The 12854-nt window shown below is 72.8% G+C and carries 14 protein-coding genes; 8 read left to right on the top strand and 6 right to left on the bottom strand.

The features are described from left to right. The first annotated feature begins 8 nt into the window (after nt 1-8). The 7 genes from AB0I21_RS25530 (at nt 9) to AB0I21_RS25500 (ending at nt 4957) form a co-directional block, all read left to right on the top strand. Nucleotides 9-1148: a glycosyltransferase family 4 protein gene (locus AB0I21_RS25530; protein ID WP_360564847.1), complete on the top strand. Its 1140-nt coding sequence runs from the start codon at nt 9-11 to the stop codon at nt 1146-1148. Nucleotides 1149-1177: 29 nt separating this feature from the next. Next, nucleotides 1178-1645, top strand: coding sequence for a hypothetical protein (locus AB0I21_RS25525; protein ID WP_344503507.1), 468 nt, complete (start codon nt 1178-1180; stop codon nt 1643-1645). Between the two features lie 221 nt (nt 1646-1866). Further along, nucleotides 1867-2775 carry a pyridoxal 5'-phosphate synthase lyase subunit PdxS gene (gene pdxS, locus AB0I21_RS25520; protein WP_344503508.1) on the top strand — a complete coding sequence of 303 codons (909 nt, stop codon included), beginning with the start codon at nt 1867-1869 and terminating at the stop codon, nt 2773-2775. Nucleotides 2776-2783: 8 nt separating this feature from the next. Next, nucleotides 2784-3440 carry a pyridoxal 5'-phosphate synthase glutaminase subunit PdxT gene (gene pdxT / locus AB0I21_RS25515; protein WP_360564739.1) on the top strand — a complete coding sequence of 219 codons (657 nt, stop codon included), beginning with the start codon at nt 2784-2786 and terminating at the stop codon, nt 3438-3440. A gap of 3 nt (nt 3441-3443) precedes the next feature. Continuing rightward, the gene (locus AB0I21_RS25510; protein ID WP_344503509.1) at nt 3444-4199 is read left to right on the top strand and encodes a YebC/PmpR family DNA-binding transcriptional regulator; all 756 of its coding nucleotides are present in this window, start codon (nt 3444-3446) and stop codon (nt 4197-4199) included. 123 nt (nt 4200-4322) lie between these two features. Continuing rightward, nucleotides 4323-4553: a hypothetical protein gene (locus AB0I21_RS25505; protein ID WP_360564737.1), complete on the top strand. Its 231-nt coding sequence runs from the start codon at nt 4323-4325 to the stop codon at nt 4551-4553. Beyond that, nucleotides 4550-4957: a PIN domain-containing protein gene (locus AB0I21_RS25500; protein ID WP_360564735.1), complete on the top strand. Its 408-nt coding sequence runs from the start codon at nt 4550-4552 to the stop codon at nt 4955-4957. The genes AB0I21_RS25505 and AB0I21_RS25500 overlap by 4 nt, the downstream gene beginning before the upstream one ends. 21 nt (nt 4958-4978) lie before the next feature. Here the strand turns inward: AB0I21_RS25500 and AB0I21_RS25495 are convergent, their stop codons facing one another. Both AB0I21_RS25495 and AB0I21_RS25490 read right to left on the bottom strand, forming a co-directional pair. Further along, nucleotides 4979-5656: a response regulator transcription factor gene (locus AB0I21_RS25495; protein ID WP_360564733.1), complete on the bottom strand. Its 678-nt coding sequence runs from the start codon at nt 5654-5656 to the stop codon at nt 4979-4981. Next, nucleotides 5653-6783, bottom strand: a complete 1131-nt coding sequence (locus tag AB0I21_RS25490) for a sensor histidine kinase (RefSeq protein ID WP_360564846.1) — start codon at nt 6781-6783, stop codon at nt 5653-5655. The genes AB0I21_RS25495 and AB0I21_RS25490 overlap by 4 nt, the downstream gene beginning before the upstream one ends. 166 nt (nt 6784-6949) lie before the next feature. Here AB0I21_RS25490 and AB0I21_RS25485 point away from each other — a divergent pair, with 166 nt between their 5' ends. Then, nucleotides 6950-8227 carry a hypothetical protein gene (locus AB0I21_RS25485; RefSeq protein WP_360564731.1) on the top strand — a complete coding sequence of 426 codons (1278 nt, stop codon included), beginning with the start codon at nt 6950-6952 and terminating at the stop codon, nt 8225-8227. Between the two features lie 132 nt (nt 8228-8359). Here AB0I21_RS25485 and AB0I21_RS25480 read toward each other — a convergent pair whose 3' ends face one another. Genes AB0I21_RS25480 through AB0I21_RS25465 form a run of 4 tightly spaced genes read right to left on the bottom strand, consistent with a single transcriptional unit; the run spans nt 8360 to nt 12854 of the window. Next, nucleotides 8360-9511, bottom strand: a complete 1152-nt coding sequence (locus AB0I21_RS25480) for a cytochrome P450 (RefSeq protein ID WP_360564729.1) — start codon at nt 9509-9511, stop codon at nt 8360-8362. After that, nucleotides 9508-11157 carry an FAD-dependent oxidoreductase gene (locus AB0I21_RS25475; protein ID WP_360564727.1) on the bottom strand — a complete coding sequence of 550 codons (1650 nt, stop codon included), beginning with the start codon at nt 11155-11157 and terminating at the stop codon, nt 9508-9510. Before AB0I21_RS25475 ends, AB0I21_RS25480 begins: the two co-directional genes overlap by 4 nt. A gap of 34 nt (nt 11158-11191) precedes the next feature. Beyond that, entirely contained in the window at nt 11192-12199 is a 1008-nt protein-coding gene (locus tag AB0I21_RS25470; RefSeq protein ID WP_360564726.1) for a sensor histidine kinase, read from the bottom strand. A 7-nt stretch (nt 12200-12206) separates the two neighbouring features. After that, entirely contained in the window at nt 12207-12854 is a 648-nt protein-coding gene (locus AB0I21_RS25465) for a response regulator transcription factor (protein WP_344503517.1), read from the bottom strand.

The raw sequence follows: 12854 nt of genomic DNA, 5'->3' as shown, positions 1-12854 counted from the left end.
GAGGCGTGTTGCGCATCGGGATCGTCTGCCCGTACTCCTTCGACGTGCCCGGCGGCGTGCAGAACCACGTCCGCGACCTCGCCGAGACGCTGATCAGCCTCGGCCACGACGTCAGCGTCCTGGCGCCCGGCGACGACGAGAGTGCCGAGCAGCCGTACGTCGTGCCCGCGGGCCGGGCGGTGCCGGTGCCGTACAACGGCTCCGTCGCGCGCGTCTCCTTCGGTCTCATCTCCGCGACCCGGGTCCGGCGCTGGATGGCCGCCGGCCGCTTCGACGTGCTGCACGTGCACGAGCCGCTCACGCCGAGCCTGTCGATGCTGGCGGTGCTGTCGGCGCGCGGGCCGGTCGTCGCCACGTTCCACACCGCGATGACCCGCTCGCGGGCGCTCGCCGCCGCGCAGGGGCTGCTCCAGCTGGTGCTGGAGAAGATCACGGGGCGGATCGCGGTGAGCGAGCTGGCGCGCAAGGTCCAGGTCGAGCACCTGGGCGGCAGCGCGTGGGAGATCCCCAACGGGGTGCAGGTGTCGCGGTACCGCGCCGCCTCGCCGCTGCCCGGCTTCCCCGGCGACGGGGGCACGCTGGGCTTCCTGGGGCGGTTCACGGAGCCCCGGAAGGGCTTCCCGCTGCTGCTGACCGCGTTCGCGACGCTCGCCGCCCGCCGTCCGGGCCTGCGGCTGCTGGTGGCGGGCCCCGGCGACGTCGACGAGATCTTCACCGACTTCCCGGACATCGCGGCCTTCAAGGACCGGATCGTCTTCCTGGGGAAGGTGTCGGAGGAGGACAAGGCGCGGATGCTGCGCAGCGTCGACCTGTACGTCGCCCCCAACACCGGCGGCGAGTCCTTCGGCATGATCCTGACCGAGGCGATGTCCGCGGGCGCGACCGTCGTCGCCAGCGACCTGGACGCGTTCCGGCGGGTCCTGGACGGCGGGCGGGCCGGCGCCCTCTTCCCCGTCGGCGACGCCGCCGCGCTGACCACCACCATCGCCGGCCTGCTCGACGACCCCGCGCGCCGGGCCGCGCTCGCCGACCGGGCCGCCTCCGTCGTCGCCGCGTACGACTGGCCCGTCGTCGCCGAACGGGTCCTGGAGGTCTACTCGACGGTGATCGAGGTCGCCGGGGCCGTGGTCGAGGAGCCCGTCCCGTAGGCAGCCGGCCTTACCGTAGGCTTCCCGCCGTGTGGTGGGTGATCGCGGTGGTGGCGGTGGTGGTCCTGGTGGCTACCTACCTCACCTGGCTCGCGGCCCGCGTCGACCGGCTCCACGCGCGGGCGGTCGCGGCCTACGCCACGCTCGACGCCCACCTGGTCCGGCGCGCGGTGGCCGCGGTGGCCCTCGCCGAGGCGGCGCAGCTGCCCACCCTCATGTACGCGGCCCGGATCGCCGTCGACGCCCAGCCCGAGGACCGCGAGGTCGCCGAGAACGACCTCACCCGCCACCTGCGTGAGGCGGCCGCCGGTCCGGAGGACGTCGTCGGGCCGCTCGTGCAGGTCAGCAGGCGGGTCGCCCTCGCCAGGCAGGTGCACAACGACGTCGTGCGCGACGCCCTCGCCGTGCGCCGCCGGGCGCTGGTCCGCGTGTTCCGCCTGGCCCGCAAGCACCCCCGCCCCGCGTACTTCGACGTCGACGACCCGTCCCTGCCGTGAACCGGTACATGAGCGGCGAAACGCACACTGTTTCCCCTTTCCTTCCGGCTTATCAGGCGCTCCGCGCCCGCTAAACCGGAAATATCACCATTTTCGGGGGGTTCGGCCGGCTCGTGGGGCGCAACGTGGGCCGCGGGGTTCCCATTGGACGTCGGAACCTGTCACCCCGTCGGCGTAAACTCAAGGTGAATCCCGTTCAGCCCTGTGAGGAGTGCTTCGTCGTGTCCGAGTCGCCCACCACCAGCTCGTCAGTCACCGGCACCGCGCGGGTCAAGCGGGGCATGGCAGAGATGCTCAAGGGTGGCGTCATCATGGACGTCGTCACCCCCGAGCAGGCGAAGATCGCCGAGGACGCCGGCGCCGTCGCCGTCATGGCCCTGGAGCGCGTCCCCGCCGACATCCGGGCGCAGGGCGGGGTCTCCCGCATGAGCGACCCCGACATGATCGACGGCATCATCGCCGCCGTCTCGATCCCCGTCATGGCCAAGGCCCGCATCGGCCACTTCGTCGAGGCCCAGGTCCTGCAGGCGCTCGGCGTCGACTATGTCGACGAGTCCGAGGTGCTCACCCCGGCCGACTACAGCAACCACATCGACAAGTGGGCCTTCACCGTGCCGTTCGTCTGCGGCGCCACCAACCTCGGCGAGGCCCTGCGCCGCATCACCGAGGGTGCGGCCATGATCCGCTCCAAGGGTGAGGCCGGCACCGGCGACGTGTCCAACGCCACCACCCACATGCGCAAGATCCGCGGGGAGATCCGCAAGCTGACGTCGCTGCCGGAGGACGAGCTGTTCGTCGCCGCGAAGGAGCTGCAGGCGCCGTTCGAGCTGGTCAAGGAGGTCGCCGAGACCGGCAAGCTCCCGGTCGTGCTGTTCACCGCCGGCGGCATCGCCACCCCCGCCGACGCGGCCATGATGATGCAGCTCGGCGCCGAGGGCGTCTTCGTCGGCTCCGGCATCTTCAAGTCCGGCAACCCCGAGCAGCGCGCCGCCGCCATCGTCAAGGCCGTCACGTTCCACGACGACCCCGACGTCATCGCCAAGGTCTCCCGCGGCCTGGGCGAGGCCATGGTCGGCATCAACGTCGAGGAGATCCCGCAGCCGCACCGCCTCGCCGAGCGCGGCTGGTGACCGCCGGCATGATCATCGGTGTGCTCGCCCTCCAGGGCGATACGCGCGAACACCTGCACGCCCTGGCCGAGCTCGATGTCATCGCCCGTCCGGTGCGCCGCCCCGAGGAGCTGGACTCGGTCGACGCGCTGGTCATCCCGGGCGGCGAGTCCACGGCGATGAGCAAGCTGGCGATCGAGTTCGGCATGACCGAGCCGCTGCGCAAGCGGCTGGCCGGCGGCATGCCCGCCTATGGCTCGTGCGCCGGCATGATCATGCTCGCCGGCACGATCCTGGACGGCCGCCCCGACCAGGTGCCCTTCGGCGGCATCGACATGACCGTCCGGCGCAACGCCTTCGGCAGGCAGGTCGACTCGTTCGAAGGTACGGTCGACATTTCGGACATCGAAGGAGGGCCGTTCTCGGCGGTCTTCATCCGCGCCCCATGGGTTGAGGAGGTCGGACCGGAGGTGCGGGTGCTGGGTCGTGTAAACGGGCGGTCCGGACCTTCGGGCGAAGCCGCAAGGGCCGGACTGCCCGCACGTTCGGCCGCCGGTAGGATTGTCGCGGTTCGGCAGCAGCACCTGCTTGCCACCGCCTTCCACCCCGAGCTCACCGGCGACCTCCGAGTTCATCGGTACTTCGTGGAGATGGCGCGTGAGGCGGGCCAGACGACGGAGGGTTAGGCCATGTCCGGGCACTCAAAATGGGCGACGACCAAGCACAAGAAGGCGGTCATCGACGCCAAGCGAGGCAAGCTCTTCGCCCGCCTGATCAAGAACGTCGAGGTCGCCGCCCGCACCGGTGGTGGCGACCCGTCCGGTAACCCGACGCTCTTCGACGCCATCCAGAAGGCGAAGAAGAACTCGGTGCCCAACGACAACATCAACAACGCCGTCAAGCGGGGCTCCGGCCTCATCGGCGGTGGCGCCGACTGGCAGACCGCCATGTACGAGGGCTACGGCCCCAACGGCGTCGCCATCCTCATCGAGTGCCTCACGGACAACCGCAACCGCGCGGCGACCGAGGTCCGGGTCGCGCTCACCCGCAACGGCGGCAACCTCGCCGACGCCGGCAGCGTCTCGTACATGTTCACCCGCAAGGGTGTCATCATCGTGCCCAAGGCCGGCGAGCTGACCGAGGACGACCTGCTCCTCGCCGTCCTCGACGCGGGCGCCGAGGAGGTCAACGACCTCGGCGAGGCCTTCGAGATCATCAGCGAGGCGACCGACCTCGTGGCCGTCCGCACCGCCCTCCAGGACGCCGGCATCGACTACGAGTCGGCGGACTCCTCGTTCGTGCCGAGCGTGACCGTCCCCCTGGAGGAGGAGGGCGCCCGCAAGGTCTTCAAGCTGATCGACGCCCTCGACGACTGCGACGACGTCCAGAACGTCTACGCCAACTTCGACGTCTCCGACGAGGTCATGGCCCTTGTCGAGGCCTGACCGCACCGGCACCCGCACCGGCGCTCCGACCCTCCTGGGCCGGAGCGCCGTACCATTTTCCTGGACAGGTGCGCTCGCGGATTGTGCCTTATGGCCCTACGGTGGCAATGTGAGGAGGTGACCATGACTGAGATCGCTGTGACCAAGCTTTCCGGCTCCGGCCTTGACCGGGAACTGCTGGCCGAGGCGCAACGCCACCTCGGCGGCGCCTCCGAGGTGGCGGCGATGAACGCCGCGCTGCTGCAGTACGTCGAGGGTTGGCGAGCGCGTCGGCGAAGCGCACTGGAACGTCTTCAGCAGATGTCGGACGAAGGCTTGTTTGACTACAGCGCTTTGGACGAGATCGACAAGTGAAATACCTCGTCGATACCAGCGCGCTCGTCAGGATTTTGCGTCGCCAGGTCGACCCAGTGTGGTTCGACGTTGTCGACCGCGGACTGATCTCCGTCTGTATGCCGGTGCTCCTCGAAACGCTGTGCATCGCGGATGCCAAGGGGTATGCGGAGCTGGAACAGGATGTGCGGAATGCATGTCTCGCGATCGCCATGCCCGACGGCGTCTGGGATCTGGCCGCTGTCATCCATCAGGAGTTGGCATCGCACAGTGCGCACCACGGGCTGTCGGTGACCGATCTGCTGATAGCGGCGACGGCGATCCGGTTGAAGCTCGAGGTCCTGCACCAGGATGCCGACTTCGAGACAGTGGCGCGGTTCGTGCCCGAGCTGCGCCAGCAGCGGATCTGCGGCGAACCGGACTAAGGCGATCCGGAGCGGCCCGCGTCATTGGCCGGGGCGGACGAGGCCTGACTCGTAGGCGTAGACGACGGCCTGGACGCGGTCGCGGAGGGCGAGCTTCATCAGGACGCGGGCGACGTGGGTCTTCACCGTGGCCTCGCCGACCGTGAGGGCGGCGGCGATCTCGCCGTTGGACAGGCCGCGGGCCATGAGGCGCAGGACGTCCGTCTCGCGTGGGGTGAGCTCGGCGAGCTCGGGTGGGGGCTGCGGGCCAGGGGTGCCGGCGTATGAGGCGATCACCCGCGTCGTGACCGCCGGGTCGAGGAGGGCCTCGCCGGCGGCGACCACGCGGATCGCGGTGATGAGGTGCTCGGGGGAGGAGACCTTCAGCAGGAAGCCGCTCGCGCCGGCGCGGAGGGCCTCGTACAGGTTGTCGTCGGTGTCGAACGTGGTGAGCACGATGATGCGGGGCGGGTTCGGGGCGGCGAGCAGGGCGCGGGTGGCGGCGAGGCCGTCCTGGCGGGGCATCGCGATGTCCATGAGGACCACGTCGGGGCGTAGCCGGCGGGTGAGGGTGACCGCCTCGACGCCGTCGCCGGCCTCGCCGACGACGTGCATGTCGGACTCGGTCTCGATGACCATGCGCAGGCCGGCGCGGACCATCCGCTGGTCGTCGGCGATGACCACGCTGATCTTCGAGGCGGGTGCGGGACCGGAGCTCATGACGCCACCAGCCGCGGCAGCCGGGCGTGGACGGCGAAGCCGCCGGAGGGCAGCGGGCCGGCGTCGAGGTCGCCGCCGAACAGGGTGACGCGCTCGCGCATGCCGATGAGACCCTGGCCGGAGCCGGGGGCCGCGACGGTGACGGGGCCGCCCTCGTCGACGACGGAGAGGTGGACGCCGTCGTCGGCGTAGCGCAGGGACACGGTGACCGCGGCGGGCCCGGCGTGCTTGAGCACGTTGGTCAGGGCCTCCTGCACGATGCGGTACGCCGAGAGGTCCGCGGCCGGCAGCAGCGTCACCGGCGTGCCCGAGCGGTGCAGGGTGACCGTCAGCCCGGCCTCGCGGACCTGGGTGAGCAGCTCGTCGAGGCGGTCGAGCCCGACCGGTGCCGCGGTGGTGCCGCCGGTGCCGCCGGTGTCGCCCCGGAGCAGGCCGAGCGTGCGGCGCAGCTCGCCGACGGCGTCGCGGCCCGAGGACTCGATGTTGCGCAGCAGCTCGGCGTCGACGGTGAGGCCCGCGTCGAGGCGGCGGCGGACCACGCCCGCCTGGATGACCATGACGGTGACGCTGTGCGCGACCATGTCGTGCAGCTCGCGGGCGATCCGGACGCGCTCCTCCATGACCGCCTCGCGGACCCGCTGCTCGCGGATCGCGGCGCGGGCGGTGGCGGCGTCGGCGCTCTGGCGGTGCTGGACGCCGAAGACCGTGCCGAGGATCCACGGCGCGACGGGGAAGAAGAGCGCGCCCATCGGGTCGCCCGGGTCGACCTGCCAGAAGACGGCGCCGGTCGCGACGGCGAGCAGCAGGCCGGCGACCCCGCGGGCGCGGGCGAGCCGGCCGGTGGCGCCGAGCAGCGGCACGTGCCGCCCGACCGTGTACGCCGCGATGATCATCGCGGCGAGCTGCCACAGCCGGTAGTTGACGATCTGGTCCGGATACCAGTACTTGAGGCCGCCGACGCAGCTGGCGAGCAGGCCCGTGAGCGGGACGGCCCGGCGCAGGGCCACGAGCGGCGCGAACCCGGCCAGCACGAACGGCCACCAGCCGCCCGGCTGGTGCGCGACCGCCTCCTCGGTCAGGGCGAACGCCACGAACGCGCCCGTCAGCGCGAGATCTGCCCGCCTCATCTCCACGAGATGACCGTAAGCGGTCCCCGGCCGGGGATTCGCCCGTCCAAGGAATGACGGCCGGTCCCCCTGGCGGGGGAGGACGACTCCCTCGCCATGGTGGCGACGTGCGTGCCGGCTCATACGTACCTTGCTGATCCAACGTGAATTCGACAGGGGTACGGATATGCGGCTTCTCCTCTTCAGGCTCGTGCTCTTCCTCGCGCCCGCCTTCCTCGCCGTCGCCACGGCGGTCGACCCCGCCCTCGGCGAGGAGCAGGGCTTCGGGATCTACCGGGCGCACCCCGACGCCATCCAGTGGCACTCGGTGCTGCTGCACTGGGCGTGGGTGCTGTTCGTGCCGGTGTTCCTCGGGCTCCTCGCACCGATCCGGCGCAGGGGCGCCGTGCTCGCGCGGATCGCGTGGTGCGCCGCGGTGTTCGGGCTCGTCACGTTCTCCGCGATGATGGCGTACGACCTGGCGATCCTCGCCATGGAGCAGACGCTGACCGACGCCGACGTCAAGCGCGCCGACGAGGCGTTCCAGTCGATGCAGTGGGCGGCGTTCGGCTGGCAGGTGCCGGGCCTGGTCGGCTGGGCGCTGGCGCTGCTGCTGACCCCGGTCGCGGCCGCCTACGCGAAGGTCATCTCCTGGTGGACGGCGGCCGCCGCGCTGCTGGGTTCGGTGCTGTACCTGCAGTTCGCGATCTCGCCGCTGCCGGTGAACCTCGCCGGGCCGGTCGTGATGCTGGTGGCGTACTGCTATGCCGGGTGGGAGATGGGCCGGCGGACCGACCCGTCCCGGGCGGACGAGCCGGCGACGTTCGGCGTGTTCAAGGACCGGGTGGGCCGCTTCGGGCTCGTCGCCGCGCCGGTCGTGTTCGGGGCGGGGCTGCTGACCGTGCCGGGGCTTTCGCCGGACATCGAGGAGTCGGTGCGGCAGCCGGACCTGGCGCAGGTGAGCGCGCTGTTGCTGCACTGGGCGTGGGTGCTGTTCGTGCCGGGGATGCTGCTGCTGATGCGCCGCGGCCGGCGGTTCACCAGCGTGGCGGCCGCGGTCACCGCGTTTGCGCTGATGCACTTCAGCGGGCTGATGGTCGGCGACTTCAGCGACCTGGCGGTCCGGCAGACGGTGCCGGCCGAGCTCGCGGAGAAGGTGACGGAGGCCTTCGGCGGGTACGCGCTGTTCGCGATCGGCTGGGCCATGCCGGCCATGCTGGTGAGCCTGCTCGGCCTGATCGCGGTCCCGATCGGCGCCGCCGCCGACGGCCTGGTCCGCTGGTGGGTGCCGGTGCTGACGGGCCTGGGCGTGGTGGCGTTCCTCGCGGTGGGCGTCGGCCCGCTGTCGGTGCTCAGCCCGCTGCTCCTGCTCGCCGGCTACGGCCTGCTGGCCAAGGCCCTCCCGCCCCGCCCGCTGCAGGCGGCGACCCCCGCCCCCACGGCGGAGCCCCAACCCGCCGCGTGAGCGGACGGCCCGCGGCGCCGGCGACGGGTGGCGCCGGCGCCGCGGCGCCCGGTCACCGCAGAGCGGCGGCGGCGCCCGGTCACCGCAGAGCGGCGGCGGCGCCCGGTCACGGCAGGGCGCCGCGGCGCCGGCTCACTGCAGGGCGACGCGGAGGTGGCGGGGGCCGCGCAGGACGGGGCTCGGCCGGTACTCCGGCGGGTCCTCCAGCAGGCGGGCCCGCGCCAGGACCGGAGCCAGCGCGCGCAGGGCCACCTGCGCCTCCAGCCGGGCCATCGGGGCGCCGAAGCAGTAGTGGATGCCGTCGCCGAAGCCGAGGTGCTGGACGGGCCGGCGGTCCGGGTCGAAGCGGTCCGGGTCGCTGACGTGGGCGGCGTCCCGGTTGCCGGCGGCGAGGAGCAGCGTGACGGAGGCGCCCCGCGGGATGGTGGTGCCGCCGATGGGGATGTCGTCGAGGGCGGTGCGCCACGGCAGGAACTGCACGGGCGGGTCCCAGCGCAGCACCTCCTCCACGAGGGGGATCGCGAAGGACGGGTCGTCGAGGAGGCGCTCGATCCAGCGGGGCTCGCGGAGCAGGACCAGCGAGGCGTTGGCGATGAGGTTGACCGTCGTCTCGTGGCCGGCGATGAGCAGCAGGAGCGCCGTGCCGACCAGCTCGTCGCGGGTCATCCGGCCGTCGGGGCCGTCGTCGTGGGCGAGGGAGCGCAGCAGGCCCGGCTCGGGGTCGGCGTCGACGAGGTCGCCGAGGTAGTCCCCGAGCTCCCGGAAGGCCGGCGTGTCCCGCGGGTTCTCGGTGGCCAGCGCCTGGTCGATCCACGCCTTGAAGCGCGGCTCGTCGGCGAGGGGCACGCCGAGCAGCTCGCAGATGACGAGGACCGGCAGCGGGTAGGCGAACTGGTCGACGAGGTCCGCGGTGGAGGCGGGCAGGTCGGCGATGAGCCGGTCGACGATGCCCTCGAAGGACTGCTGCAGGTCCGCGACGAAGGTCGGGCGGTGCGGCGGGCCGAACTGGCGGGTGGCGAGGCGGCGCAGGCGGTCGTGCTGGGGCGGGTCGGTCCGCAGGAAGCTCGGCGCCAGCCCGACCGGCTCGCGGTCGGGGTCGACGGCGGAGCTGATCCGCGGGTCGTGCAGCAGGGCGGAGATCTCCCGGAACGTGGTGACCAGCCACGTGCCGTCGGGTTCGCGGCCGACGGGGGTGCGGCGCAGCGACGTGTAGAGCGGGTAGGGGTTGTGGCGGTTCACCGGATCCAGGACCGCACCGAACACGGAGCCGACGGAAGTGGTCATCGGGAACTCCTCAGGGAAGCGGACCGGGAGCTGGGATCGTGGCCGGTGACCACCACGGTCGCGTCGCGGGCCAGGAACTTGGGGTCGGGGACGTCGGCGGGGACGGGCACCATCGAGTCGGGCTGGTCGACGGTGGTGAAGTGCGGCGGAAACGGTGCCGCCTGCTCGATGAGCCGCGCGTAGAACGGCAGCCACTTGCCGTGGTTGAAGGTGACGGCGCCGGTGAGGCGTCCCTTGTACCCGTAGGCCGCGGCGAAGCGGCGGTCCGCCACGGAGCCCTGGGTGACGACGACCTCGTCGGAGAAGGTGGGCACGCCGACGGCCTTGATGTTGATGCCGAACTGCAGCGACCAGAAGGACGGCATGTGCAGGTGCGGCCAGCGGTCGGACTCGTCGCTGACCATGTTGTGGGCGGCGACCTCGGCCTGGGCGACGGCGTTCGCCCAGTGCTCCAGGGCCAGGAACTGGTAGCCGAACATCGCGTTCGGGGCGCGGGCGACGTCGCCGGCGACGAAGATGTCGTCGAGCACGAGGCCGTTGGCGTCGAAGGCGCGGCAGCCCGCGTCGCACGCGACGCCCCATTCGCCGACGGCGAGGCCGGAGTCGCGGAGCCACTCGATGTTGCGGACCCCGCCGAGCGCGGCGACGACGACCGCGACGTCGGCCACCGTGCCGTCGGAGAAGCGGGCCCGGCGCACGCGGCCGCCGGCGTCGCCCTCGATCGACTCGACGGTGATGCCGCAGCGCAGGTCGACGCCGTGCTCGCGGTGCACCTCGGCGGCGACGGCACCGATGACCCCGCCGAGCGCGCCGGCCAGGGGCGTCGCGGCGGCCTCGGCGACGATGACGTCCAGCCCCATCGACCGGCAGGTGGAGGCGATCTCGGAGCCGGTGAAGCCCGCGCCGATGACGAGGACGCGTGGTGTGCGGCCGGCGTCGCGCGGCTCGAGCGGACCCGGGACCGCCTCGCTGAGGTGGGCGGCGGCGCCGTACGGCGCGAGGAAGGCGAGCCGCTCGTGCAGGCGCACCGCGTCGTCGCGGGTGCGGAGCACGAACATGCCGTCCAGGGCTGCCTCGACCGGGTCGTGCCACGACCGGGCGCGGACGCCGGTGGTGATCAGCAGCCGGTCGAACGGCACCGACGAGCCGTCGTCGAGCTGGACCCGTCGGCCGGCGAGGTCGAGGCCGATCGCGTTGACCCCGAGCCGCCAGCTGGCGTCGAGGTCGGGGCGTGGCAGGGCGGTCGCGTCGGGCGCGACGTGGCCGCTGAGGGCCTGCTTCGACAGCGGCGGCCGGTCGTACGGCTCGCAGGACTCGCCGTCGATGAGCGTGAGGGACCCGGTGAACCCCTCCTCGCGCAGCGCCTCGGCGGCCCGCAGCCCGGCGAGGGACGCGCCGACGACGACGATGCGGGACGGGCGGTCCACGACGTGCACGGGTGGCATGTCCTGCACGGAGAGCCGGTCGATCTGGATCGCCTGGACGGGGCACGCGGCCGCTGCTCGCCGGACGCGTTCGCGCTGGTCCTCGGCGGGGGCGGGGTCGTACATGAGGGCCTCGTCGCCCTGCATCCGAAACGAGGAGGGCGCCAGGAAGGCGCACTGGGCGTAGCCCTGACACTTGGTGAGATCAACTACCACGCGCATGTCCCAACGGTCAGCCGGACCCGGCGGCGGTGCCTCACCCCGAGAGGACGGCGGGGGAACTGGGCAGGATCGCGCGGACGACGGTGCCGGCACCCGGCGCGCTCATCACGTCGAGGGTGCCGCCGACCAGCTCGGCCCGCTCCCGCATGGACCGCAGCCCGAGCCGGCCCGGCGACCCCGCGGCGAAGGGCAGGAACCCGACGCCGTCGTCGACGACCTCCAGGACCACGCGGGTGTCGTCGCCGGCGAGCCGGACGGTGACCTGCGAGGCGCCGGCGTGCCGGGCGGCGTTGCCGAGGGCCTCGAGGGCGATGCGGTACAGGGTCTCCTCCACCTGCGGGCTGACCGCCGGCTCGGCGTCCAGCTGCAGCCCCCACCCGGGCGGGACGGCGCCGGTGCCGGGCGCGAAGTGCAGCGCGTCGACGATGCGCCGCAGCGCCGCGGCGAGCCCCGCGCCGACGAGGGTCTCCGGGCGCAGCCGCACGATGATGCCGCGCAGGTCGCTGAGGCCGGCGCTGGCCGTCTCCTGGATCCAGGCGAGGGAGGCGCGGGCGTTGACCGGGTCGCCGTGGACGAGCTCGGCGGCGGTGCCGGCCCCGAGGCTGATGCCGTAGAGGGTCTGCACCACCGAGTCGTGCAGGTCCCTCGCGAGGCGTTCGCGCTCCCGGGTCGCCTGTGTCTCGCCGGTACCGATGGCGAGCGCGGCGACCGCGGCGAAGGCCTCGAGGCGGCGCGGTGGCGGAGGGCGGCGCCGGCCGGCGGCGACGAGCACGCCGGGGACCCCGCCGTGCCCGGGCATCGGCACGCAGCTGACGGTGCCCCGCAGCACCACCCGACCGCCCCGCATCGCGGCGGCGGCGGCGAGCGCGGCGAGGTCCGGCAGCGGCGGGCCGGAGCTCACCCGTACGGCACCCGCGGCGTCGACGACGAGGACCGCCGCCGCCGGAAGGGCACGCCGGGCGCGGTCGCACACCGAGTGGAGCACCTCGTCGACCGGGGCGCCGGCGCGCAGCTGCGCGTGCAGCGCCGCTATGTGTCTCAACGGTGCCTCAACTCGGGGCCGCCGCGTGGACCGGCACGAGCCCGACCCGCATGGCGTAGAGGGCGGCCTGGGTGCGGCTCTCGGCGTTGAGCTTCTGCAGGATGTTGCTCACGTGCGTCTTCACCGTCTGCGGCGCGATGTGCAGCTCCCGGGCGATCTGCCCGTTGGCCCGGCCGCGGGCCAGCAGCACCAGGACCTCCTCCTCCCGGCGGGTGAGCTGCGGCGGGGCCGTCGGCACGTGGACGTCCCGGACGAGCCGGGCCGCGACCGCCGGCGACAGCTGCACCTGACCCGCGGCGGCGGCGCGGACCGCCCGGTGCAGCTCCTCGGAGGAGGTGTCCTTCAGCAGGTACCCGACCGCGCCGGCGTGCAGGGCGTCGGCGATGAGCTGCGGCTCCAGGTAGCCGCTGAGGGCGACGACCTCGACCCCGGGCAGCTCACGGCGGATCACGGTGGTCGCGGAGATACCGTCGAGGACCGGCATGAGCAGATCCATGAGGACGAGGTCGGGGCGCAGCTCGTGGGCCAGGCGCACCGCCTCGCGGCCGTCCGCGGCGAACCCGACGGTCTCCAGGTCGCCGCTGAGGGACAGGAAGCCGCGCAGGCCCTCACGGACCATCGCGTGGTCATCGGCGATCAAGATCTTGATACTCAT

Origin of the sequence: Dactylosporangium sp. NPDC050588 (genome assembly GCF_040654975.1) — a bacterium.
Taxonomy (GTDB): domain Bacteria; phylum Actinomycetota; class Actinomycetes; order Mycobacteriales; family Micromonosporaceae; genus Dactylosporangium; species Dactylosporangium maewongense.
Note: the sequence above shows the minus strand (reverse complement) of the source record. Positions and strands in the feature narration are given on the sequence as shown.

What these genes read in the sequence shown, in the direction of transcription:
- pdxT (WP_360564739.1), top strand. Translation starts at nt 2,784, where the DNA reads ATGATCATCGGTGTGCTCGCCCTCCAGGGCGATACGCGCGAACACCTG.
- AB0I21_RS25510 (WP_344503509.1), top strand. Translation starts at nt 3,444, where the DNA reads ATGTCCGGGCACTCAAAATGGGCGACGACCAAGCACAAGAAGGCGGTC.
- AB0I21_RS25505 (WP_360564737.1), top strand. Translation starts at nt 4,323, where the DNA reads ATGACTGAGATCGCTGTGACCAAGCTTTCCGGCTCCGGCCTTGACCGG.
- AB0I21_RS25495 (WP_360564733.1), bottom strand. Translation starts at nt 5,656, where the DNA reads ATGAGCTCCGGTCCCGCACCCGCCTCGAAGATCAGCGTGGTCATCGCC.
- AB0I21_RS25490 (WP_360564846.1), bottom strand. Translation starts at nt 6,783, where the DNA reads ATGAGGCGGGCAGATCTCGCGCTGACGGGCGCGTTCGTGGCGTTCGCC.
- AB0I21_RS25485 (WP_360564731.1), top strand. Translation starts at nt 6,950, where the DNA reads ATGCGGCTTCTCCTCTTCAGGCTCGTGCTCTTCCTCGCGCCCGCCTTC.
- AB0I21_RS25480 (WP_360564729.1), bottom strand. Translation starts at nt 9,511, where the DNA reads ATGACCACTTCCGTCGGCTCCGTGTTCGGTGCGGTCCTGGATCCGGTG.
- AB0I21_RS25475 (WP_360564727.1), bottom strand. Translation starts at nt 11,157, where the DNA reads ATGCGCGTGGTAGTTGATCTCACCAAGTGTCAGGGCTACGCCCAGTGC.
- AB0I21_RS25465 (WP_344503517.1), bottom strand. Translation starts at nt 12,854, where the DNA reads ATGAGTATCAAGATCTTGATCGCCGATGACCACGCGATGGTCCGTGAG.